Raw genomic sequence first — 23,273 nt, 5'->3', positions numbered from 1 at the left:
GCCCAGCGCCTGGAATTTCTGCTGCGTGCCCTGCGGCTGGCCATCCGGCCCAGGCTGTTCACCGCCCTGACACATCGGCGAGCCCTGGAACGGCGAACCGTCCTGGCAGAACGGCGAATCTTCACCGAAGAACTGTTGGAACTGCTGCGGCATGCGCGGCGTGTTGACCGTGGTGCTGCCCTCAACGTTAATGCTCACCACGGAAGGCATCACCTTTTCCAGCATCGGCGCCAGGCTCGGCAGCTGTTGGGTGGAGGAAGAGGCGGTTTCAGCGGCGCTGGCCGTCACCGGGCCCATCGCCATGCCGATGCTGAATGCCAATGCGCTCAGAACTAATGCGGTTTTTTTCATCTGTGTGTCTCTTATAAAGTCGTTCAAAAAAGAATGGCCGTCTTGCGTGCTTATTCAGAGTTAATTAATAGCCTGAAGTTCCGGCACAGATGATTGGCAATAGTAAACAAATATTGTCCGTCTTTACAAAAATCAAGACAGCCAACCGGTTGGAATTGCTGATAATTATTCCTCAGCTTAATTATTCCGCCGCCATTAATCGACGATATTCATCATAGGCATAAAGGTCGGTCATTCCGCTGATATAGTCCTGCAATAAACGCGCGCGGAAATAATATTCCCGAATGGCTTGCTGCTCCGGCGATAAATGCTGCAGCCCTTCTACCGCCTCCGCATACGCCAGCCGATGCTTGGTGGACAGCTTGTGGAACAGACGCGTTTCGATCGGGTACGCGCGGTGGCTGTCCTCACGCACCAGCAGGGTGAAGTCCGCCAGCGACATCGCCAACAGCGGGCTGTAAATGTCCAGCAGGCCGCTGATCACCCGGTAACCTTGCAGCTCGAGCTGCTCGACCTCCGGGTGGTTGAACACGTGCTTGAACGCCACATTTTTAAATATTTTCAGCAGCCGGTAGGCCGGGCTGGAATCCTCCAGCAGCGCCTGATTGAAGCTGCCCTGATAAACCGCGTCCAGATTGTCGATAAAGCGCTGCGCCGCGTGCGGCACCAGCCGCGCCACGGTAAACACCCGCAGATACATGAAGAACTGATCTTCCGCGCTGCGCCGCGCGCCGCCGCGATCGATCTTGCGAAACGCGCTGGCGACGGTCTTGTCGAACAGATCGCCCGGCGCCACCTCGCCCCATTCCTGAATCAGGTGCTGATACAGCTGCTCGACGGTGAAAATGCTCTTCTCCACCGCGTCTTCCAGATCGGCCACGCAGTACGAGATATCGTCGGCGGCCTCCATAATGTAGGTCAGCGGGAAACGATCGAACTCGCCCATATGCAGCTCACGCCGCAGCCGATCGACGAAGGCTTCTTCCGCCAGATAGTAGCCGGGCTTTTTCATCAGGTAACTGTGGCTGGCGGGGATGTCGCTCGCCCAGTAGGCCGGGCGGGTGTATTTCAAAATGCAGCCGACCTGCGCGTAGGTCAGGTTGAGCTTGAGCAGGCTGTACACCATGCGGATCGCCTGGGCGTTGCCCTCGAAGTGGCTGAGATCCTGACGGATCCGGCTGCGCAGCCGGTTCAGATCGCTCTCCCCTTCATGCAGGCGCAGCGTCGCCACCTGGCAGCGATCGTGGCTGCCCGGCTCGCTGCCGCAGCTGGCGGGATCGAGCCGCTGGGCGAACCAGTCATTGATCGCCGATTCGCCGAAATGACCGAACGGCGGATTGCCGATGTCGTGCATCAGGCAGGCCATTTCCACGATGCTTTCAAACGGATCGAGCAGCCGGGTCAGGCCGAGTTCGTCGATCTTCCCCGCCTGTTTGAAGCGGTTGAGGATCTCTTTGGCGATATGGCGCCCGACCTGCTGCACCTCCATCGAGTGCGTCAGGCGGCTGCGCACCGCCGCGTTGCGCTCCAGCGGAAACACCTGGGTTTTTTGCTGCAGACGGCGAATGGCGGCCGAGTTGACGATGCGCCCGCGATCGCTCTCGAACTGCCGCACGATGTCGTACTCTTCCTCAGCCTCGATCGGTTTGCTGAAAGGCCGTTGGAAGCTGATTTTTTGCTTGAAGTCGATCCCGGACATCTGTTTCTCCGCCGTTGCGCCCTGCCCCCGTGATAACAATTCCCGGCAGCGGATGCAACGCATTATCTCTGATACACAGCCATGATAGACTATGCCGCAATTCTCACGGCCAATCAGCGAGTGTTATTTATGAAAGTAGGCATCATCGGCGCAATGGAGCAGGAAGTCACCCTGCTGCGCGATCAAATCGAAAACCGTCAAACCATCCAGCGCGCGGGCTGCGAAATCTACACCGGCCAGATCGGCGGCGTTGACGTGGCCCTGCTGAAATCCGGCATCGGCAAAGTCTCTGCGGCCATGGGCACCACCCTGTTGCTGGAGCACTGCAGCCCCGACGTGGTGATCAATACCGGCTCCGCCGGCGGCCTGGCCAGCACGCTGCGCGTGGGCGACATCGTGGTGTCGGAAGAAGTGCGCTACCACGACGCCGACGTCACCGCCTTCGGCTACGAGCCGGGCCAAATGGCCGGCTGCCCGGCGGCGTTCGTCGCCGATGATGCGCTGATCGCGCTGGCGGAAAGCTGCATCAAACAGCTGGATCTGCACGCGGTGCGTGGCCTGATCTGCAGCGGTGACGCCTTCATCAACGGCGCCGAGCCGCTGGCGCGCATCCGCGCCACCTTCCCGCGCGTCGCCGCCGTGGAAATGGAAGCCGCGGCGATCGCCCACGTCTGCCATCTGTTCGGCACGCCGTTCGTGGTGGTGCGCGCCATTTCCGACGTCGCCGACAGCGAATCGCACATGAGCTTTGACGAGTTCCTGGTGGTAGCGGCCAAGCAGTCCACGCTGATGGTCAACGCCATGCTGCAAACCCTGGCCAAGCGCGGTTGATGTGAGACTGCGCTTCACCTCGATGCTCTGTCTGTTGGCGCTCTGGCTGGCCCCGCCGGTCGGCGCCGCCCAGCGGGTGATTAGCCTGGCGCCCAACGCCACCGAACTCGCCTATGCCGCCGGCATGGGCGATGTGCTGGTGGCGGCGAGCGCCTATTCCGATTACCCGCCGCAGGCCGCCAGGCTGGAGCAGGTAGCCTCCTGGCAGGGCATCAATCTGGAGCGGGTGCTGGCGCTCAAGCCGGATCTGATCCTCGCCTGGCGCGGCGGTAATCCACAACGCGCGTTGGATCAGCTCGCCGCGTTCGGCATCCCGATCTTCTATGCGGACGCCGACAATCTCGAAGGGATCGCCGGCTTGCTGGATAAGCTGGCGCGCTATAGCCCGCACCCGGAGCAGGCGCATCAGGCGGCGGACGGCCTTCGCCGCCAGTTCGCCGCTCTCAAGCAACAGTACGCCGCTAACTCGCCACGGCGCGTGCTGCTGCAGTTCGGCACCCAGCCGCTGTTCACCAGCTCCGGCGCCACATTGCAAAGCCAGGTGCTGGCGCTGTGCGGCGGGCAGAACGTCTTCGCCGACAGCCGCACCCCTTGGCCGCAGATCAGCCGCGAGCAGGTGCTGGCGCGTCAGCCGCAGGCCATCGTCATCACCGGCGGCGAGAAAGAGGCCGCCAATGTGAAAGCCTTCTGGGCGCCGCAGCTGCAGGTGCCGGTGATCGCGCTGAACGAAGACTGGTTCAATCGCGGCGGGCCGCGCATCCTGTTGGCGGCGCAGCAGCTGTGCCGCCAGCTGGCGGAGATCCGCTGATGCTGGTGTTCTGGTTGGATATTCTCGGCACGGCGGTGTTCGCCGTCTCCGGCGTGCTATTGGCCGGCAAGCTGCGCATGGATCCATTCGGCGTGCTGGTATTGGGCGTGGTCACCGCGGTCGGCGGCGGCACCATCCGCGACATGGCGCTGGCCAACGGCCCGGTATTTTGGGTCAAGGATCCCACCGATCTGGTTGTGGCGATGATCACCTGCGTCTTGACGCTGCTGCTGGTGCGCCAGCCGCGCCGCCTGCCGAAGTGGGTGCTGCCGGTGCTGGACGCCGTCGGGCTGGCGGTGTTCGTCGGCATCGGCGTCAACAAGGCCTTCGCGGCCGGCACCGGCCCGCTGGTGGCGATCTGCATGGGGGTGATCACCGGCGTCGGCGGCGGCATTATCCGCGACGTGCTGGCGCGCGAGATCCCGATGATCCTGCGCACCGAAATTTACGCCACCGCCTGCATCATCGGCGGCATCGTGCACGCTACGGCGTTCTACACCTTCAACATGCCGCTGCAACAGGCCATGATGCTGGGCATGCTCATCACCCTGACCATTCGGCTGGCGGCCATTCGCTGGCATCTCAAGCTGCCCGCCTTTATTCTCGAACGCTGAGCAGCCGCGCATCACTCGCGGCCGTCCGGCGCAGGAGAACGGCACGGAAGTGATCCTCGTGGAAGGGTAGGCATAAAAAAACCCGCCGGCCGTAAGGCGAGCGGGTTGATGTTCTGACAGGCAAACTCAAATGCTGAACGACGAACCGCAACCGCAGGTGGTTTTGGCATTCGGGTTGGTCACCACAAAGCGCGATCCTTCCAGCCCTTCGGTGTAGTCCACCGAACCGCCGACCAGATACTGCAGGCTCATTGGATCGACCACCAGCGCCACGCCCTGCTTCTCGATGGTCATGTCGCCATCGTTGACCTTGTCGTCAAAAGTGAAGCCGTACTGGAATCCGCTGCAGCCGCCGCCGGTAATGTAAACCCGCAACTTCAGGTTCGGATTTTCTTCGTCAGCAATCAGGTACTTGACCTTGTTTGCTGCTGCCTCGGTAAATTGCAGGGGCAGTGCCGTTTGATCACTCATACTCTTTACTCCCAACATTGTTCAGCATCAGATCGCGACTATGGCTGCCTGATTAATATTAACGATTATCCGATACCTGAGTGTTGCGTTCAAGTATTCACCGCATTTGTTGTATTTTCTTTACTTGTTTTCTCCGCCGCTTCCCGCGCCAGCTGCGCCTCCTGCTTTTGCAGCGTGCGCGCCAGGATCGACGAATACAGCGGCTTGCCGCCGAGCAGCTGCGCCACCACCGTAGCGCCGAGGCAGGTGATGATCATCGGTAAAATCAGCTGGTAGTTGTCGGTCATTTCCAGCACCAACACGATGCCGGTCAGCGGGGCGCGCACCGTGGCGGCGAACAGCGCCCCCATGCCGGCGATGGCGAAGGTGCCCGCCTCGATGCCGTACTGCGGGAACAAATGCGCCCCCGCCAGCCCGAAGGCGGTGCCGAACAGCGTGCCCAGCGCCAGCATCGGCGCAAAGATGCCGCCCGGCGCGCCGGAACCGAAGCACAGCAACGTGGTGAATATTCGGGTAATGAAAATGAACATCAACATGCCGACGCTGTAATTGCCCGCCGCGGCGATCGGGATCAGCCCAAAGCCGCCGCCCGCCGCCTCCGGCTGGATCAGCCCCAGAATGCCGCACACGCCGCCGAGCAGCCCGCCCATCAGCAAGACATTGCGCATTCTGCCGCCGTGCAGGCGCGCGAACATGTCTTGGGTGCGGAAGATCAGCGCGTTGAACCCCACGCCCACCGCGCCGAAGATTGCCCCCAACACCAGATAGAGCCACAGGGTATTGATGGGCGCCGAAGAAAGTTTGTCGACCGCGATCACCGCCCCCTGGCCGTTAAACAGCTGGAACACCACGCTCGACATGATAACGCCGATAAACACCGCTTTAATCGAGATCAGGTTGTAGCGGAACTGCGGCCGCATCTCTTCGATGATGAACAAGATGCCGGCCAGCGGCGCGTTGAACGCGGCGGACAACCCGGCGGCGGCCCCGGTCGCCAGCAACGTATGACGCGCCTCGGCGCCGCGAATGCGCAGCGCGTCCAATACCATGCGCCCGACGTTGCCGCCCATTTGCACCGTGGGCCCTTCGCGCCCCAGCACCATGCCCGCCCCCAGCGTGCCCATACCGCCGATGAATTTTACCGGGATCACGCGCCACCAGCGTACCGGCCGCAGCTCTTCCAGCGCGCCTTCGATTTCCGGAATGCCCGAGCCGCCCGCCTCAGGCGCAAAGCGCCGCACCAGGTAATAGCCCAGCGCCGCCAGCGCGGCGGACAGGATAAACGCCAGGGGCCACACCAGAAGCCAGGAGTCGGCGACCTGCGCCAGCGAAGCCAACCGCTGCTGCTGCACCCACTCCACCGCTTTATCGAAGGCCACGCCGAGCAAACCGGCCAGCGCCCCCACCAGCGCGGCCATCACCAGGATCGCCACCGGGGTTTTATCGCGGCGAATAAACTGTCGCACCGCATCGCTGCGGCGCAGACGCGGGCTCAATGTCCCGACTGGCTGTGATTGTGATTCTGTCATCGCGAGTGATTCGTCAGGTAATTTGTAATACAAATAGGCAGGGCGATAATTCTACCCCAACCTGGCGGCGGACGCTGCCGTTAATGGTATCTGACTGTGATCGTTTCATAACGCGGCGCTCTCCTCTAGAATAGCGCGGTCAAATCATTCAAAAGAGAATCCAGGAGCCGATTTATGAGCCTACACAGCAAGTCCGAAAGTCTGTACGCCCAGGCGCAACAGTTGATCCCCGGCGGGGTAAACTCTCCGGTGCGTGCATTCACCGGCGTGGGCGGTGTGCCGCTGTTTATCGAGCGGGCAGACGGGGCTTACCTGTTCGATGCCGACGGCAAGGCCTATATCGACTATGTCGGTTCCTGGGGGCCGATGGTGCTGGGACATAACCACCCGGCGATCCGCGACGCGGTGATCGAAGCGGCGCAGCGCGGCCTGAGCTTCGGCGCGCCGACCGAGATGGAAGTCAAAATTGCGCAGTTGGTCACCGAGCTGGTGCCGACGATGGATATGGTGCGCATGGTGAACTCGGGCACCGAAGCCACCATGAGCGCCATCCGCCTGGCGCGCGGCTACACCAACCGCGATAAAATCATCAAGTTCGAAGGCTGCTATCACGGCCACGCCGACTGCCTGCTGGTGAAAGCCGGCTCCGGCGCGCTGACCCTCGGCCAGCCGAACTCACCGGGCGTGCCGGCCGACTTCGCCAAGCACACTCTGACCTGCACCTATAACGATCTGGATTCGGTGCGCGCCGCCTTCGAACAGTACCCGTCCGAGATCGCCTGTATTATCGTCGAGCCGGTCGCCGGCAACATGAACTGCGTGCCGCCGCTGCCGGAATTCCTGCCGGGCCTGCGCGCCCTGTGCGACAAGTACGGCGCGCTCTTGATCATCGACGAAGTGATGACCGGCTTCCGCGTCGCGCTGGCCGGCGCGCAATCCTATTACGGCGTCGAGCCGGATCTGACCTGCCTCGGCAAAATCATCGGCGGCGGCATGCCGGTGGGCGCCTTCGGCGGCCGTCGCGAGGTGATGGACGCGCTGGCGCCCACCGGCCCGGTCTACCAGGCCGGCACCCTGTCCGGCAACCCGATCGCCATGGCGGCGGGCTACGCTTGTTTGACCGAAGTCTCACAGGTAGGCGTGCACCAGACGCTGACCGAACTGACCGAGATGCTGGCCGCTGGCCTGCTGCACGCGGCGCAGGAGGAGAATATTCCGCTGGTGGTCAACAACGTTGGTGGCATGTTCGGCCTGTTCTTCACCGACGCGCCGGCGGTCACCTGCTACCAGGACGTGATGCAGTGCGACGTGGAACGCTTCAAGCGTTTCTTCCACCTGATGCTGGAAGAAGGGGTGTATCTTGCGCCGTCCGCCTTCGAAGCGGGCTTCATGTCCGTGGCGCACAGCAAGGAAGACATCCAGCGCACCATCGACGCCGCGCGTCGCTGCTTCGCCAAGCTGTAATCCCGGCCGAATGGCCAAACAAAACGGGCGCCTCGGCGCCCGTTTTGTTTTTCTCAGCGGCTTAAAGCAGCGTGCCGTAAATGGTCAACAGCGCCACCACCACCACGATGATCATCGTCACCTTGCGCGCCAGCGTCACCGCCGCCCGCGGCGTTTGCACCGGATCCATATGCGGATCGCGCGCCAGCGAGAACTGGGCCAGCCGCGTCAGCACCTGATACGACGACGAATGCCGATCCCCCAGCGAGGCGAACCAGGCCGGCAACGCGCGTTCGCCGTGGCCGAACAGCGCATAGGCCACCCCGGCCAAACGCACCGGGATCCAGTCCAGCCAGTTCAACAGGTGATCGATGCCCGATTGCGAACGCTCCAGCGGCGTATTGTGGCGCGCCAGCCAGGTTTGATAGGCGCGCAGGAAGGCATACCCCGCCAACGCGATCGGCCCGTACGGCCCAAAGACCACGAACCAGAACAGCGGCGCCAGGTAATAACGGAAGTTAATCCACAGCAGCGCGTTTTGCAGCTCGCGCAGGCGCAGCTCTTCGCTGCAGTCCACCGGCAAGCCGTGGATCAACGCCAGCTCTTCCGCCATCTGATCGCTGGCGTGGATATCCCCCTGCCGCGCCGCTTTCAGGTAGGCGCGGTAGTGTTTGCGCTTGATGCCGGCGCCGACACACAGCAGATCGATGACGATCCACAGCAGCAGCGTCACTACGCCGAAGAACAGCCCGTGCGACAGCCACAGAACGCCCCAGACGATCACCATCCAGGCGGCGGTCATCGCCAGTGTCTGCGCCAGCGAAACCCGATGCAGCCGCTGAAATACCACTTCGAGGCGATGATCCAGCTGCCAGTGCTCTCCCAGCTTGAACAGGCGTTCCCAGGCCAAAACCAGCAACAGCGTAAACAGCGTCATTAGCGATTCCTCTCCCTTTTTCTTGTCTCAAGCATAGCGTCGGCGGGCGCGCCGCGTTGTTCCAGAGATGCCAGATAGCGATCCCAATCGAACGCCGGCCCGGGATCGGTCTTGCGGCCGGGGGCGATATCGCAATGCCCGGCGATATGGGCCGCCAGCGGTGGATAATGTTCGGCCAGCAGCACGGTGACCGCCTGCAGCGTGCGATATTGCGCCTCGGTGTAGGGCAACTGGTCAGTCCCTTCCAGCTCGATGCCGATGGAGAAATCATTGCACCGATCGCGCCCCTGATACAGGGAAACGCCCGCGTGCCAGGCGCGTTGGTCGAAGGGCACATACTGCACGATCTCTCCGCCGCGGCGAATCAGGCAATGCGCCGACACCCGCAGCTGATGGATATCGGCGAAATAAGGGTGCTGCGCAGGGTCGAGCGTGCCGGTGAACAGCTGGTCGATATAGGGGCCACCGAATTCGCCGGGCGGCAAGCTGATGTTGTGGATGACCAACAGCGAGGGCGGCTCGTCATCCGGGCGCCGATCGCAGTGCGGCGAGAGCACTCGCGTCACCCCGACAATCCAGCCATTTTCCAACTGCATCAGACACCTCTCTGCGGTGGTACTTATTCCTGCAACAGAGTAGCATGTTCCCCTACGATCTAACCGTCCATTTCGGAGTTTTCCATGCCGACACGCCGCTACAGTGCCGACAGTCGCCGCACCGAGTTTCTTGAACGAATTGAAAGTGATATTCCCTATGCCGTCGCCCAGGCGCTGCGCGAAGACCTGGGGGGGGAAGTCGACGCCGGGCGCGATATTACCGCGCAATTGTTACCGGCAGACAAACAGGCCGAAGCCACCGTCATCACCCGCGAAGCCGGCGTGTTCTGTGGCCGCCGCTGGCTGAACGAAGTCTTTATTCAGTTGGGCAATCAGGTGCAGGTGGAGTGGCTGGTGGCGGACGGCGACCGTTTGACGCCGAACCAACCGCTCTGCCGGCTGCGCGGCCCGGCGCGGGTGATGCTGACCGGCGAGCGCACCGCGCTGAACTTCGTGCAGACGCTCTCCGGCGTGGCGACCGAGGTCAGCCGCTACGTGGCCCTGCTGGAAGGGACCCGGACTCGCCTGCTCGATACCCGCAAAACCTTGCCCGGCCTGCGCACCGCGCTGAAATACGCCGTGCTGTGCGGGGGCGGGAGCAACCACCGGCTGGGGCTGTCCGATGCCTTCCTGATCAAGGAAAACCACATCATCGCCTCCGGCTCGATCAAAAACGCGGTGGAAAAAGCCTTCTGGCTGCACGCCGACGTGCCGGTGGAAGTGGAAGTCGAATCGCTCGATGAACTGCAGCAGGCGCTGGATGCCGGCGCCGACATCATCATGCTGGACAACTTCAGCGTCGAGATGATGCGTCAGGCGGTCGCCCAAACCCAGGGCCGCGCCCAGCTGGAAGTGTCCGGCAACGTCACCAGTGAGACGCTGCGCACCTTCGCCGACACCGGCGTGGATTACATTTCGGTCGGCGCGCTGACCAAGCACATCACTGCACTCGATCTGTCGATGCGCTTCAAATGATCCCCTCGCCCCCGGCCGCCGCCGGGGGCGTCACCGTAAAATTGCGAACCCCCTCTCACCGTTTTTTTCATCGCTGCAAACCACATCATTACTGATGGAGGCGCGCCGAGAAACGCACAAAAGCCCCTCGCCGTGCCCCCGAGCAAGCCGCTACCGTTGTCTTCCACCCCCAATGGAGGAAACAACGCATGGAAACGCAACGCGGCTTTACCCTGATAGAACTGATGGTGGTGATCGCCATCATCGCCATCCTCAGCGCCATCGGCATTCCCGCCTACCAGCGCTACATCCAGAAAGCGGCGATGACCGACATGCTGCAAACCATGGCGCCGTATAAAATGGCGGTCGAGCTGTGCGTGCTGGACGAAGGCACGCCCGCCGGCTGCAAGGCCGGCAGCAAAGGCATTCCCACCGGCGGCACGTCGCGCTATGTCAGCGGGGTGAAAGTCGTCAAAGGCGTGATCACGCTGACCGGCAGCCAAACGCTGCAGGGCCTGGCGGTGGCATTAACCCCCAAGTCGAACGCCGATGGACTGACCCGCTGGACCCGGCTGTGCAGCAGCGAAAACGCGACGCTGGTTGAGGTGTGCCAGGAAGTCTTCCGCTTCGACAACGCGGCGGAGTAACGGCGATGAATGCGCAAATCAGCGAAGAGGTTCACGCCCTGTGCCGGCGCTATCAGGCGCTGGCGCTGAGCGAAGACCCGACCACCCTGACGGTCGCGCTCAGCGAAGAAGCGCCGCAGGGGCTGCTGGCGGCGCTGCGTTTCGCCACCGGCAAGCGCATCCATTTGGAACAATGGCCGGCGGCCAGGCTGGAGATGGCGCTGAACCAGCACCACGAGCCGCTCCCGGCGCCATTGACGGCCGAAGAGGACACGACCGACATCGCCTACCCCGACGACGGCGATGCGCCGGTGGTACAGTTCATCAACCAGACGCTGCGCCTGGCCATTCAGCGCCGCGCCTCGGACATCCACTTCGAGCCCTTTCGGCAGCATTTTCGCATTCGCCTGCGCATCGACGGCGTGCTGCAAACCCTCGCCTCACCGCCGCCGCAGCTGACCGCGCGCCTCATAGCCCGGCTGAAGATCCTCGGCCAGTTGGATATCGCCGAGCGCCGTCAGCCTCAGGACGGGCAGCTCAGCCTGACGCTGGACAGCGCGCGCTATGCCATGCGTATCGCCACCCTGCCGACGTTGCACGGCGAAAAGGTGGTGCTGCGCGTTCAGCAGGGCGAGCAGCAAGAGCTGCCGCTGGATCAACTGGGCATGAGCCGGACGGATCTGGCGCGCTACGCGGCGGCGTTAACCTGCCCGCAAGGTTTGATCCTGGTGACCGGCCCGACCGGCAGCGGCAAGACGGTAACGCTGTACAGCGGTATGCGCCAGTTGAACGATGCGCAAAGCAACCTGTGCAGCGTCGAGGATCCGGTCGAGATCCCGCTGTTCGGCATTAATCAGACCCAGATCAACGCCAAAACCGAGCTGAACTTCGCCCGAGTGCTGCGCGCCCTGCTGCGCCAGGATCCGGACGTCATCATGATCGGCGAGATCCGCGATGCGGAAACCGCCGAGATCGCGGTCAAGGCCGCGCAAACCGGCCACTTGGTGCTGTCGACGCTGCATACCAACTCCACCGGCGAGACCCTGACGCGGCTGATGCACATGGGTATCCCCGGCTACCTGCTCGCCGGCTGCCTGAAGCTGGTCGTCGCCCAGCGGCTGGTGCGCAGGCTGTGTCGCCACTGCCGCTACCCGCACAGCCAGCCGACGCATTTTCCCACCGCGATCTGGCCGGAACCGCTGACCGCCTGGCGTGCCGACGGCTGCGAGCACTGCTTCGGCGGCTACTATGGGCGCATCGGCGTGTATGAACTGTTGGCCATTACGCCGGAAATTCAGGCAGCATTGCTGGCGAACGCCGCTCCCAGTCTGCTGGCGGATATCGCCCGCGAACAGGGGCAGCTTTCGCTGCTGCAGGCGGGTCTGGCACTGGCCGCCGAAGGCACGACCTCGCTGGAAGAACTGTACCGCGTCATCGACGTCGTCCGGCTCGGCGTAACCACGCCATGAAAGCGCGCCGGTTGTTTCTGTGGCAGGCCTTCGACGCTCAGGGCGCCTTACGCCGCGGCGAACTGATGAGCGATGAAAAACGGCAGGTGAGCAGGTTGCTGATCGAACAAGGCCTGCAACCTTGGCGGATCGGGCACGGCAAACGCGTCACGCCCGGCCAATGGCGCGGAGAACCCTTAATCCACTTCACCCGCCAGCTCGCTACCTTGTTGCAGGCCGGGCTGCCGCTGGTCAATACGCTGCAGCTTCTGGCGGCAGAGCACCCTTCGGCAGCCTGGCGTTGCCTGTTGCGCCTGTTGGCAGAACAGGTGCGCGAAGGGCAGCCGCTCTCCGAAAGCCTTGCCGCGCAACCAGGCGTTTTTCCACCGATCTATCGCCAACTGATCGCCATCGGCGAACTGACCGGCAACCTCGATCGCTGCTGCCTGCAGTTGGCGCAACAGCAGGAGGCTCAGCACCTGCTACGCCGCAAAGTGACCAAAGCGCTGCGGTATCCCCTTTTCATCTGTGCGGTGGCGCTGCTGGTCAGCGTGCTGATGCTGGTGATGGTGCTGCCGGAATTTGCCAAGGTTTATCAGTCGTTCGATGCGCCGCTGCCCTGGTTTACCCAAGGGTTATTGGGGCTGTCCGCGCTGCTGATCGCCGTTGGCCCCTATTTGGCGCTGCTGCTCGGCGCGTCGCTGTTCGGCTACTTCCGCTGGTTGCATCCGCGCCCTCCGTGGCGCCAACGCGAACAGGCCGCCTTGCTGCGCCTGCCGCTGATTGCCCGGCTGGTGAACGGCGGCGCGCTGAGCCAAACGTTTCGTATCCTGACCATGACCCAACGCGCGGGGCTGACGCTGGTGGAAGGCTTGAACGCGGCGGCGCTGGCGGCGGATCATCTGCTGTACCGGCAGGCGCTGGAGCAGGTGCAACGGCAGATCGCCGAAGGCGAAGCGTTTCATCAGGCCCTGGGTCTGCAACCGCTGTTTCCGCCACTGTGCCGGCAGCTGGTGCGGGTGGGCGAGGAGTCCGGTTCGCTGGACGCCTTGCTGGATAAGTTGGCGCAGTGGTATGAACGGCAGACGCACGAGCTGGCCGATACGCTGGCGCAAACGCTGGAGCCGCTGCTGATGCTGGTGGTGGGCGGGATTGTCGGCGCTTTGGTGATCGCCATGTATCTGCCTATCTTTCAACTGGGCAGCGTGCTGGGATAAAGAAGAGGATAGCGGGCGCCGCGGTGCGCGGCGCCCGAATGCAAGCTGCGGCTTATTTGCTGCCGAAGACGCGGTTTTCCTGCTCCGCCACGCGGATAAAGGTGGTGCGCTTGGTCAGCTCTTTCAGACGCTCGGCGCCGACGTAGGTGCAGGCGGAACGCAGGCCGCCGAGGATATCGCGCACGGTAAACTCCACCTCGCCCCGCAGCGGCAGCTTGACGGTTTTCCCTTCGGCCGCGCGATACTCCGCTACGCCACCGACGTGGCGCTTCATCGCCGACTCGGAGCTCATGCCGTAGAACAGCATGAACTTCTCGCCGTTCTCTTCCACCACGGTGCCTTCGCACTCGTCGTGGCCGGCCAGCATGCCGCCCAGCATCACGAAGTCCGCGCCGCCGCCGAAGGCTTTGGCGACATCGCCCGGCACCGAGCAGCCGCCGTCGCTGACGATTTGGCCGCCCAACCCATGGGCCGCGTCGGCGCATTCGATCACCGCCGACAGCTGCGGGTAGCCCACGCCGGTCTTCACGCGGGTGGTGCATACCGACCCCGGGCCGATGCCGACTTTAACGATGTCGGCGCCGGAGAGGATCAACTCTTCCACCATCTCGCCGGTGACCACGTTACCTGCGCAGATGACGTGATCCGGGCAGGCTTCGCGCGCTTTCTGCAGGAAGGCGACAAAGTGTTCAGAGTAGCCGTTGGCCACGTCGATACAGATGAATTTCAGCGCCGGAGACAGGGCCAGGATCTGCTGCATTTTGGCGAAGTCGGCTTCGGAGGTGCCGGTGGAGACCATCACGTGGCGCAGCACCGATTCCGGCATGCGCTGCACGAAGTCAGCCCATTGCTCGACGCTGTAATGTTTGTGTACGGCGGTGAGAACGTCGAAAGAAGCCAGGGCCTCGGCCATGCGGAAGGTGCCCACCGTGTCCATGTTGGCCGCGATAATCGGCACGCCGGACCAGCTGCAACCTGAATGCTTGAAGGCAAACTGACGTTCCAGTTCAACCTCGGAGCGGCTTTTCAGCGTGGAGCGCTTAGGGCGGATCAACACGTCTTTAAAGCCCAACTTCAAATCTTCTTCAATACGCATGACTTATGATTTCCTGGTTAATGGCGACGGATCGCAAGGAGGATATTCGAACCTCTGCCCGACGGCTTTCCAGTGGCGCAAAAAGACGGCGGCGAGATTAATGCCAGTTCCAGTGACGTTATAATACGCGCTAATAATCGCCGAACAAGACTGCGAATTCGCCTTTATTTACGCTACAATCCGACAAATTTACCTGCATAATCGCAGTGTGATTGCCCGCTCATTTTTGCCGTGCCGCTGCGTTTTTTCTCGCCACCCGATCGGTGCCGATGCGCAAGCGCCGCCTGCCGACTTGCACTTCTGCGCGATCGCTTTATGATTCGACTATTATTTTTTTATGAACATCGGATGCACCTAACACCATGGCCTACATTGTTGCGTTGACCGGGGGCATAGGCAGCGGCAAGACGACCGTCGCGAACGCCTTTGCGCGCCACGGCGCAACCCTTGTCGACGCCGACGTGATCGCCCGTCAGGTCGTCGAGCCGGGCACCCCTGCCTTGGCCGCGATCGCCGAACGATTTGGTAATGAAATGTTGCTGCCGGACGGCGCGTTGAACCGCGCTGCGCTGCGTCAGCGCATCTTCAGCCATCCCGATGACAAAACCTGGCTGAACCAGCTGCTGCACCCGCTGATACACCGTGAAACCCAGCGCCAACTGGCGCAGGCCACCAGCCCGTACGCGCTATGGGTGGTGCCGCTGCTGGTGGAAAACGGTCTGCAGGATCGCGCCGATCGGGTGCTGGTGATCGACGTCGACGCCGAAACCCAGCTGACTCGCACCATCGCGCGCGACGGCGTCAGCCGTGAGCAAGCGCAGAGCATTCTCGCCGCCCAGGCCACGCGCCAGCAGCGCCTCGCCGTGGCGGATGACATTATTGACAACAGCGGTGCCGCTCAGGGGATAGAGCCACAGGTCGCCGCACTGCATCGTCGCTACCTTGAACTGGCGGCAACAGCGCCCCAACAGGATTAAACTGCATGAGTGATGTTTCCCCAACCGTTCTCTTTGAACACCCGCTGAACGAAAAAATGCGCACCTGGCTGCGCATCGAATTCCTGCTGCAACAGCTGCACGGCCAACGCGCCCTGAGCGAGACCGCCATCGCCCTCACCTTCTTTCGCACCGTCTCCGACTTGCTGGACGTGCTGGAGCGCGGCGAAGTACGCACCGAACTGCTCAAAGAGTTGGAACGCCAGCAGCAGAAACTGTTGGCCTGGGCCGATGTGCCGGGCGTGGATATGGCGCTGATCGACCAGCTGCGCGGTCAGCTGAAGTCGCGCTCATCGGCGCTGATGGCGGCGCCGCGCCTCGGCCAGGCGCTGCGCGAAGACCGGCTGATCGGCCTGGTGCGTCAGCGGCTGAATATTCCCGGCGGCTGCTGCAGCTTCGATCTGCCGACCCTGCACATGTGGATGCACGCGCCGCAGCAGGATCGCGATGCCGACGTCGCCGCCTGGCTGCAGTCGCTGGATCCGCTGAACCAGGCGCTGATCATGGTGTTGGATCTGATCCGCCAATCCGGGCCGTTCCGCAATCAAATCAGCCTGAACGGTTTTTTCCAGGACAACGCCGAAGGGGCGGATCTGCTGCGCTTGCGCCTCCATCTGGCGCCGCAGCTTTATCCGCAGATTTCCGGCCATAAGACGCGCTATGCCATTCGTTTCCTGCCGCTGGATAGCGAAAATGGCGCGGTGCCTGAACGCCTGACGTTCGAACTGGCCTGTTGTTGAACTTGTGAAAGAAAGCCTTCTCAGCACTGACAGAAGGCGTAAGGAACCGTTATGACGACCGTAGTAAAATGCCCAACCTGTGGCACCGGCGTGGTTTGGGGTGAAGTCAGCCCATTCCGGCCGTTTTGCAGCAAACGCTGCCAGCTGATCGATCTCGGCGAGTGGGCCGATGAAGAGAAGCGCATTCCGAGCAACAGCGATCTGTCGGAAAGCGAAGACTGGAGTGAAATGGACGATCGCTGATCGCCCGCTATTGGCCTGGCGGACGCCAGGCCAACCTTGTTATTGCGCGGCGTTCGCCTGCGCCACCAGCAGTTGAATAATGCCGACATTGGCTTCCGGGAACTCGTCTTCACGCAGATCCGCCTGTTTTACCCAGCGCATCGGTTGCCCCTCACGGCCAAACGGCTCACCCGCCCAGGCTTCTACCAGATAAAAATTCAGCGTCACGATACGATCGCTGAAGCGGTGCTCCACCACCTCCAGCAGTTCGGCGCGTTCGGCTTCGATACCGGTCTCTTCCCGCAGCTCGCGGCTCAACGCCTGTTCCGGCGTTTCACCCTGTTCGATCTTGCCGCCGGGAAACTCCCAGAATCCGGCCATGTGCGCGTCAGCGGCGCGGCGGGTAATAAAAATTTCCCGCTGAGCATTACGGATGATGCCCACGGCGATATTCAGATGTTTCATCTCACCCTCCTGATGGGTGTCAAAAAAACAGGGGCTCAGCAAGCTGAACCCCTGGGTGTTATCGGTCAACCGCGGCCGGCATTACTGCAGGCGACCGTGGCACTGCTTGTATTTCTTGCCGGAACCGCATGGGCAAGGATCGTTGCGGCCCACTTTACGCTCGGCGGTCGCCGGCGCGTTCGGATCTTCAGTCGCCAGCGCGTTCTCGTCGTGGTGGCTCAGCTGTTGCTGCTGCGCCAGACGCTCGGCCTCTTCACGGCGCTGCTGTTCCAGCGCTTCCACCTCTTCCGGCATCCGCACCTGTACCTTGCTCAGCACGCTGATCACTTCATATTTCAGCGATTCCAGCATGGTGGCGAACATGTTGAAGGATTCACGCTTGTACTCCTGCTTCGGATCCTTCTGCGCGTAACCGCGCAGGTGGATACCCTGGCGCAGGTAGTCCATCGCCGCCAGATGCTCTTTCCACAGAGAATCCAGCGTCTGCAGCATCACGCCCTTCTCGAAGTTGCGCATCATCTCGCTGCCGACCACTTCTTCCTTACGCTGATACTGCTCTTTGGCGTTCTCCAGAATGCGTTCGCGCAGCGTCTCTTCGTGCAGCTCCGGCTCTTTGTCCAGCCACTGGGCGATCGGCATCTCCAGATCGAAGTCGTTCTTCAGGCGCTCTTCCAGCCCCTGAATGTCCCACTCTTCTTCCAGCGACTGCGGCGTGATGTAGTTGTCGATGGTGCTCTTGAACACGTCCTCGCGGATGCTGGCGATGGTTTCGCTCACGTCGGACACGTCCAGCAATTCGTTGCGTTGGCTGTAGATGGCGCGGCGTTGATCGTTGGCGACGTCGTCGTATTCCAGCAGCTGCTTACGGATGTCGAAGTTGCGGCTCTCTACCTTGCGCTGAGCATTGGCGATCGCCTTGGTCACCCACGGGTGCTCAATCGCTTCGCCTTCTTTCATACCCAGTTTACGCATCATGCCGGACACGCGATCCGAGGCGAAGATACGCATCAGGGCATCTTCCATCGACAGGTAGAAGCGGGATGAACCGGCGTCACCCTGACGACCGGAACGGCCGCGCAGCTGGTTATCGATACGGCGTGATTCATGGCGCTCGGTGCCGATAATATGCAGGCCGCCCGCCGCCAGCACCGCGTCGTGGCGCTCTTTCCAGGCGGCTTTGATAGCTTCGATCTGCTCTTCGGTCGGTTCTTCCAGCAGCGCCACTTCGGCCTGCCAGCTGCCGCCCAGCACGATATCGGTACCACGGCCCGCCATGTTGGTAGCGATGGTCACCGCACCGCTTTGGCCGGCCTGTGCGACGATGTCCGCTTCCATGGCGTGGAATTTGGCATTCAGCACCTTGTGGTCGATGCCCGCTTTGGTCAGCTCACGGGACACCACTTCGGATTTCTCGATTGAGATGGTACCCACCAGCACCGGTTGGCCTTTGGCGGTACGCTCGCGGATGTCTTCAATGATGGCGCCGATCTTCTCTTTCTCGGTCATGTACACCAGATCCGGCATATCCTTACGGATCATCGGACGGTTGGTTGGCACCACGATCGTGTCCAGCTTGTAGATCGAGCTGAATTCGAAGGCTTCGGTATCGGCGGTACCGGTCATCCCGGCCAGCTTCTCGTACAGACGGAAGTAGTTCTGGAAGGTGATCGAAGCCAGCGTCTGGTTCTCGTTCTGGATCTCCACGCCTTCTTTGGCTTCCACCGCCTGGTGCAGACCGTCGGACCAACGGCGGCCCTGCATGGTACGGCCGGTGTGTTCATCGACGATGATCACTTCGCCGTCTTTCACGATGTAGTCCACGTCGCGGGTGAACAGCACGTGGGCGCGCAGCGCGGCGGTAACGTGGTGCATCAGCATGATGTTGGTCGGCGAGTACAGCGATTCGCCTTCATCCATGATGCCGGCGTCCACCAGCATCTCTTCGATCAGGATCAGACCGCGTTCGGTCAGGTGGACCTGACGCGCCTTCTCGTCCACCGAGAAGTGCCCTTCACCCTTGAAGGTGTCGGAGTCTTCTTTTTCCTGGCGGATCAGTTTAGGGATCAGCTTGTTGACCTTGATGTACATCTCAGAGCTGTCTTCGGCCGGGCCGGAGATGATCAGCGGCGTACGCGCTTCATCGATCAGGATGGAGTCCACCTCATCCACCAGCGCATAGTGCAGTTTGCGCTGCACGCGCTCTTCCGGGCTGAACGCCATGTTGTCGCGCAGGTAGTCGAAGCCGTATTCGTTGTTGGTACCGTAGGTGATGTCGGCGGCGTAAGCTTCGCGCTTGGCCGGCGCCGGCATGCCCGGCAGGTTGATGCCGATGCTCAGGCCGAGGAACTCGAACAGCGGACGGTTGTTTTCGGCGTCACGCTGCGCCAGATAGTCGTTGACGGTCACGACGTGCACGCCGCGGCCGCTCAGGGCGTTCAGGTAGGCCGGCAGCGTCGCGGTCAGGGTTTTACCTTCACCGGTGCGCATCTCCGCGATGCAGCGGTCGTTCAGCACCATGCCGCCCAGCAGCTGCACGTCGAAGTGACGCATGCCGAACACGCGCTTGCTCGCCTCGCGCACCACGGCGAAGGCTTCAGGGATCAGGCTGTCCAGCGACTCGCCTTTCTCCAGGCGTGCGCGGAACTCGTTGGTTTTCGCTTTCAGCTCGTCATCGGACAGTTTTTCCATGTCCGGTTCCATGCGGTTGATCTGCTCAACCACTTTGCGCATGCGGCGCAGGGTACGATCGTTACGGCTGCCAAAAACTTTGGTTAATAATTTCACTAACATGATGTTTGATATCTCTGTCATGACCGCCGAACACGGCAGTCAACTTGCTATTATTTATGGTTTTTGTGCCCGAAGGGCGAGATCAGACGAGGGCGGCGGGCCCGGCGCGAATGCCCTGCACCTGCGCCACCCACAGGCCGGTCTGGTGGCGCGCCAGCGTGGGCAGCACCTCAAGGTGAGTGTGGCGAATGATGGTCGGCGGCTTCGGCTCGTGCGTCAGCAGCGCATTGAGGGTAGACAGCAGCGCCAGTTGCGCTACCTGCAAAGGCGGTTCCGCTTCGGCTTCGCTCTCCTGTACCCGCGCATAAACCGCCTGCGGCGCCAGCGCGAAAGAGAGGTGACGAATGACGGTGCGCAGTGCATGCTGCTGCCAATAATCTACGCTGAAGGTAGGGCGGCGGTGCGCGTCCTGCAGCAGGGCCAGGCTGGTGAAGGTGCCGTTGGCCGAATTTTGCCGGTTAAGGCTGGACGACGTATTCGGCAGTGCGGCCTGATCGGGAGCGCCGGACAAATTGGAAGACGCGCCAAGCGTGGCCGCAACCATCCCTAACAGGAGATGGGGCCAGAAATAACGTCTGCCAAATTGTCGCCAACGATTTAGAATACCGATCACGAGTTTATAATCCGCCGGAGCCCATTATGCGCGATAGCCGTCCACAATTATTAGATGTCCTGTTCGACGACGCGTCTGCCGGCAGCAAAGGGCCGCTGCATAACGTCCAGCAACGCGCGGTGGCGCTGCTCAAGCTTAACCGTGCAGTGAAGGGCCTGTTGCCCGCTCCCCTGCATCCCTGGTGCCGCGTCGCGAATTTCCGACAGGGTATTTTAGTGCTCGAAACGGCAAATGCCAGTTGGATGATGCGCTTGCGCTACGAACAACCCGCTTTGCTGTCTGCACTACGAGCGCAAATTCTACCATCATTGTCGTCGATCGACATCAGGATTAATCCGGCCTTGATGGCGAAAGGCAGCAACCAGGTGCAAAACGCAGAGAAAGCGCCGGAAAAACCCGTGCCGATGCGGCATTTGAGTCTGGAAAGTGCGGAAGAGCTGAGAGGGTTGGCGAGCCGTAGCCCGGAGAAACTGCGCAAGATATTGGAACGGCTGGCTGCATTGGCCGGAGAGGGTACCAACACAACCAGTCGTGATAAGTAATCAGCGACACAAACTGCAAAACAGCCGACATCATGAGCCTGAATGATCAGGCTCTCAGGGGATGCGCCTGCCGTTATTCGCAGGCGAGGAATTCGAACCTTACGCCAATACGGTAGACGGCGCCTTGAATGCCAACGGCATTTCGGCTTCGTCCTGGAAGGTCACGTATTCCCACGCTTCCTGCTTGGCCAGTACGGCCTGCAGCAGTTTGTTGTTCAGCGCGTGGCCAGACTTGAACGCGGTGAACGCGCCAATGATGTTGTGGCCGCACATGAACAGGTCGCCGATGGCGTCCAGCATTTTGTGACGTACGAATTCGTCTTCGAAACGCAGACCGTCTTCGTTCAGCACGCGGTAGTCATCTACCACGATGGCGCAATCGAAGCTGCCGCCCAGGGCCAGGCCGCGGGACTGCAGGTATTCAATGTCGCGCATGAACCCGAAGGTGCGCGCGCGGCTGATTTGACGCACGAACGACTCAGCCGAGAAATCAAGACGGTAGCGCTGAGAGCTGGCGTCGATAGCCGGGTGGTTGAAGTCGATGGTGAAGTCCAGGCGGAACCCGTTGTGCGGGGACAGCTCGGCCCATTTGTCGCCGTCTTCAACGCGTACGGTCTCTTTCAGACGCAGGAATTTCTTCGCCGAGTTCAGCTCTTCGATGCCGGCATCCAGCAGCAAGAACACGAACGGACTGGCGCTGCCGTCCATGATTGGGATTTCAGCGGCGTCGACTTCAATGACGATGTTGTCGATGCCCAGCCCAGCCAGCGCGGCGTTGAGGTGCTCAACGGTCGAAATACGCACGTCATGCTCATTCACCAGGCAAGTACAGAGCATGGTATCACGCACGGATTTTGCATCAGCCGGAAAATCAACCGGTGGATTCAAGTCAGTGCGACGATAGATGACCCCGGTATTAGCCGGCGCTGGGCGCATTGTCAGCGTGACTTTCTTGCCGGTATGCAAACCGACGCCAGTCGCCTGAACAATACGTTTTAATGTCCTTTGTTTGATCATCGTTTTATCTCGCAATGTTATCCATCCTACCAGCCAAGCATACAGCATGGCCGGCGGGACAGTTTAGCACAAAGAGCGGAGATTCCAAATTCTCAGGATATTCTTAGTCTGCCTGTTTACGCAGGAAGGCTGGAATATCAAGATAGTCGGGCTCTTTATTCGGCTGCGCAGCTTGGTCGTTGACCACCTTGGCGGCAGGTTTCACTTCCTGCGGCAGAGGCGACATGCCGTGCTGCTGATAACGGTGATCCATCACTGGCTGGCTGGCCTGCTTATTGGTCACCAGAGTGATTTCTGGACGCTTGTCCATACCGATACCGGTTGCAACCACGGTGACGCGCAGTTCGTCGTTCATTTCCGGATCCAGCGAGGTACCGATAACCACGGTAGCGTTGTCGGAAGCGAACGCACGGATGGTGTTACCCACGGTTTCGAACTCATCCAGACGCAGATCGAAGCCAGCGGTAATGTTGACCAGCACGCCGCGCGCGCCGGACAGGTCGATGTCTTCCAGCAGCGGGCTGGAGATCGCCATTTCGGCCGCTTCTTCGGCGCGGTCTTCACCGCAAGCCACGCCGGAACCCATCATCGCGTAGCCCATTTCGGACATCACGGTGCGCACGTCGGCGAAGTCGACGTTCATCAGGCCCGGACGGGTGATCAGCTCGGCGATACCCTGCACCGCGCCTTTCAGCACGTCGTTGGCCGCGCCGAACGCGTCCAGCAGAGAGATCCCGCGTCCCAGCACTTTCAACAGCTTGTCGTTCGGGATGGTGATCAGCGAGTCCACGTGTTTGGACAGCTCAGCGATACCCTGCTCCGCGAATGCCATGCGCTTCTTGCCTTCGAAGTTGAAAGGCTTGGTCACCACGGCCACGGTCAGAATACCCAAATCTTTAGCCACTTCAGCCACCACTGGCGCCGCACCGGTACCGGTACCGCCGCCCATGCCGGCTGCGATGAAGACCATGTCTGCGCCGTCCAGCGCTGCGCGCAGGGCTTCGCGGTCTTCTTCCGCTGAATTGCGACCCACCTCAGGGTTCGCGCCCGCACCCAGACCTTTGGTAATACCGCTACCAATCTGGATGGTTTGGCCAACCGCCGTTTTGCGGAGCGCCTGGGCGTCCGTGTTCACAGCGAAGAATTCAACACCTTCGATGCGCTCGCGCACCATGTGTTCAACGGCGTTGCCACCGCCGCCGCCGACGCCGATGACTTTAATCACCGCGTCATTGGTTAGTTCCATTGGTTCAAACATAGTTTCTCTCC

The 23,273-nt window shown here is 61.4% G+C and carries 23 protein-coding genes and 1 pseudogene; 12 read left to right on the top strand and 12 right to left on the bottom strand.

From position 1 onward, the window contains the following. Positions 1-351, bottom strand: a pseudogene (locus tag ADK28_RS01185) (serine endoprotease); the annotation flags it as partial. A 181-nt stretch (positions 352-532) separates the two neighbouring features. Beyond that, positions 533-2,050: a dGTPase gene (gene dgt / locus ADK28_RS01180; protein WP_016929068.1), complete on the bottom strand. Its 1,518-nt coding sequence runs from the start codon at positions 2,048-2,050 to the stop codon at positions 533-535. 129 nt (positions 2,051-2,179) lie between these two features. Between dgt and mtnN the strand changes: the two genes are divergently transcribed. From mtnN to ADK28_RS01165, 3 genes are read left to right on the top strand one after another with little or no spacing between them, the layout of a single operon-like run. Next, positions 2,180-2,881: a 5'-methylthioadenosine/S-adenosylhomocysteine nucleosidase gene (gene mtnN / locus ADK28_RS01175; protein WP_004932702.1), complete on the top strand. Its 702-nt coding sequence runs from the start codon at positions 2,180-2,182 to the stop codon at positions 2,879-2,881. A 22-nt stretch (positions 2,882-2,903) separates the two neighbouring features. After that, a complete protein-coding gene (gene btuF, locus ADK28_RS01170) occupies positions 2,904-3,689 on the top strand; it encodes a vitamin B12 ABC transporter substrate-binding protein BtuF (RefSeq protein ID WP_048794668.1) in 786 nt (261 codons plus the stop codon). After that, positions 3,689-4,303: a TRIC cation channel family protein gene (locus ADK28_RS01165; RefSeq protein ID WP_048794665.1), complete on the top strand. Its 615-nt coding sequence runs from the start codon at positions 3,689-3,691 to the stop codon at positions 4,301-4,303. Before btuF ends, ADK28_RS01165 begins: the two co-directional genes overlap by 1 nt. 126 nt (positions 4,304-4,429) lie before the next feature. Here the strand turns inward: ADK28_RS01165 and erpA are convergent, their stop codons facing one another. Both erpA and clcA read right to left on the bottom strand, forming a co-directional pair. After that, positions 4,430-4,774 carry an iron-sulfur cluster insertion protein ErpA gene (erpA, locus tag ADK28_RS01160; RefSeq protein WP_033641269.1) on the bottom strand — a complete coding sequence of 115 codons (345 nt, stop codon included), beginning with the start codon at positions 4,772-4,774 and terminating at the stop codon, positions 4,430-4,432. 89 nt (positions 4,775-4,863) lie between these two features. Continuing rightward, positions 4,864-6,303 carry a H(+)/Cl(-) exchange transporter ClcA gene (clcA, locus tag ADK28_RS01155; protein WP_048794664.1) on the bottom strand — a complete coding sequence of 480 codons (1,440 nt, stop codon included), beginning with the start codon at positions 6,301-6,303 and terminating at the stop codon, positions 4,864-4,866. Positions 6,304-6,477: 174 nt separating this feature from the next. On the opposite strand from clcA, the gene hemL reads away from it, so the two are divergent. Next, positions 6,478-7,767 carry a glutamate-1-semialdehyde 2,1-aminomutase gene (hemL, locus tag ADK28_RS01150; RefSeq protein ID WP_048794663.1) on the top strand — a complete coding sequence of 430 codons (1,290 nt, stop codon included), beginning with the start codon at positions 6,478-6,480 and terminating at the stop codon, positions 7,765-7,767. Between the two features lie 61 nt (positions 7,768-7,828). On the opposite strand, the gene ampE is transcribed toward hemL, so the two are convergent. After that, complete coding sequence (gene ampE / locus ADK28_RS01145) at positions 7,829-8,683, bottom strand: beta-lactamase regulator AmpE (RefSeq protein ID WP_004932714.1); 855 nt, start codon at positions 8,681-8,683, stop codon at positions 7,829-7,831. Then, complete coding sequence (gene ampD, locus ADK28_RS01140) at positions 8,683-9,279, bottom strand: 1,6-anhydro-N-acetylmuramyl-L-alanine amidase AmpD (protein WP_033641266.1); 597 nt, start codon at positions 9,277-9,279, stop codon at positions 8,683-8,685. The genes ampE and ampD overlap by 1 nt, the downstream gene beginning before the upstream one ends. A gap of 84 nt (positions 9,280-9,363) precedes the next feature. Here ampD and nadC point away from each other — a divergent pair, with 84 nt between their 5' ends. The 4 genes from nadC (at position 9,364) to hofC (ending at position 13,524) form a co-directional block, all read left to right on the top strand. Continuing rightward, positions 9,364-10,254, top strand: coding sequence for a carboxylating nicotinate-nucleotide diphosphorylase (gene nadC / locus ADK28_RS01135; protein WP_048794662.1), 891 nt, complete (start codon positions 9,364-9,366; stop codon positions 10,252-10,254). Positions 10,255-10,442: 188 nt separating this feature from the next. Continuing rightward, positions 10,443-10,880: a prepilin peptidase-dependent pilin gene (ppdD, locus tag ADK28_RS01130; protein WP_048794661.1), complete on the top strand. Its 438-nt coding sequence runs from the start codon at positions 10,443-10,445 to the stop codon at positions 10,878-10,880. Positions 10,881-10,885: 5 nt separating this feature from the next. Next, entirely contained in the window at positions 10,886-12,328 is a 1,443-nt protein-coding gene (gene gspE / locus ADK28_RS01125) for a type II secretion system protein GspE (protein ID WP_048794660.1), read from the top strand. Next, entirely contained in the window at positions 12,325-13,524 is a 1,200-nt protein-coding gene (hofC, locus tag ADK28_RS01120; protein ID WP_016929077.1) for a protein transport protein HofC, read from the top strand. Before gspE ends, hofC begins: the two co-directional genes overlap by 4 nt. A gap of 52 nt (positions 13,525-13,576) precedes the next feature. On the opposite strand, the gene ADK28_RS01115 is transcribed toward hofC, so the two are convergent. After that, the gene (locus ADK28_RS01115; protein WP_033641262.1) at positions 13,577-14,620 is read right to left on the bottom strand and encodes a GMP reductase; all 1,044 of its coding nucleotides are present in this window, start codon (positions 14,618-14,620) and stop codon (positions 13,577-13,579) included. A gap of 362 nt (positions 14,621-14,982) precedes the next feature. On the opposite strand from ADK28_RS01115, the gene coaE reads away from it, so the two are divergent. The 3 genes from coaE to yacG are packed head-to-tail and all read left to right on the top strand — an operon-like array spanning position 14,983 to position 16,598. Next, positions 14,983-15,597 (top strand): dephospho-CoA kinase, encoded by a 615-nt coding sequence (coaE, locus tag ADK28_RS01110; protein ID WP_048794659.1) that lies wholly within the window; start codon positions 14,983-14,985, stop codon positions 15,595-15,597. Between the two features lie 5 nt (positions 15,598-15,602). Beyond that, complete coding sequence (gene zapD, locus ADK28_RS01105) at positions 15,603-16,355, top strand: cell division protein ZapD (RefSeq protein WP_016929080.1); 753 nt, start codon at positions 15,603-15,605, stop codon at positions 16,353-16,355. Positions 16,356-16,406: 51 nt separating this feature from the next. Then, on the top strand, positions 16,407-16,598 hold the full coding sequence (yacG, locus tag ADK28_RS01100) for a DNA gyrase inhibitor YacG (RefSeq protein ID WP_004932737.1): 192 nt from the start codon (positions 16,407-16,409) through the stop codon (positions 16,596-16,598). Between the two features lie 39 nt (positions 16,599-16,637). Here the strand turns inward: yacG and mutT are convergent, their stop codons facing one another. The 3 genes from mutT to secM all read right to left on the bottom strand — a co-directional run bounded on the left by mutT (position 16,638) and on the right by secM (position 20,445). Further along, positions 16,638-17,042: an 8-oxo-dGTP diphosphatase MutT gene (gene mutT, locus ADK28_RS01095; protein WP_028127851.1), complete on the bottom strand. Its 405-nt coding sequence runs from the start codon at positions 17,040-17,042 to the stop codon at positions 16,638-16,640. A gap of 81 nt (positions 17,043-17,123) precedes the next feature. Then, entirely contained in the window at positions 17,124-19,832 is a 2,709-nt protein-coding gene (gene secA, locus ADK28_RS01090) for a preprotein translocase subunit SecA (protein WP_033641260.1), read from the bottom strand. Between the two features lie 82 nt (positions 19,833-19,914). Beyond that, on the bottom strand, positions 19,915-20,445 hold the full coding sequence (secM, locus tag ADK28_RS01085) for a secA translation cis-regulator SecM (protein ID WP_048794658.1): 531 nt from the start codon (positions 20,443-20,445) through the stop codon (positions 19,915-19,917). Between the two features lie 26 nt (positions 20,446-20,471). Between secM and ADK28_RS01080 the strand changes: the two genes are divergently transcribed. Continuing rightward, a complete protein-coding gene (locus ADK28_RS01080; RefSeq protein ID WP_004932751.1) occupies positions 20,472-20,987 on the top strand; it encodes a DUF721 domain-containing protein in 516 nt (171 codons plus the stop codon). Between the two features lie 99 nt (positions 20,988-21,086). On the opposite strand, the gene lpxC is transcribed toward ADK28_RS01080, so the two are convergent. Then, positions 21,087-22,004, bottom strand: coding sequence for a UDP-3-O-acyl-N-acetylglucosamine deacetylase (lpxC, locus tag ADK28_RS01075; RefSeq protein WP_004932754.1), 918 nt, complete (start codon positions 22,002-22,004; stop codon positions 21,087-21,089). Between the two features lie 103 nt (positions 22,005-22,107). Then, on the bottom strand, positions 22,108-23,262 hold the full coding sequence (ftsZ, locus tag ADK28_RS01070) for a cell division protein FtsZ (protein WP_004932757.1): 1,155 nt from the start codon (positions 23,260-23,262) through the stop codon (positions 22,108-22,110). Between the last annotated feature and the right edge of the window lie 11 nt (positions 23,263-23,273).

It is taken from the genome of Serratia sp. 506_PEND (assembly GCF_001076875.1).
Lineage (GTDB): Bacteria > Pseudomonadota > Gammaproteobacteria > Enterobacterales > Enterobacteriaceae > Serratia > Serratia marcescens.
Note: the sequence above shows the minus strand (reverse complement) of the source record. Positions and strands in the feature narration are given on the sequence as shown.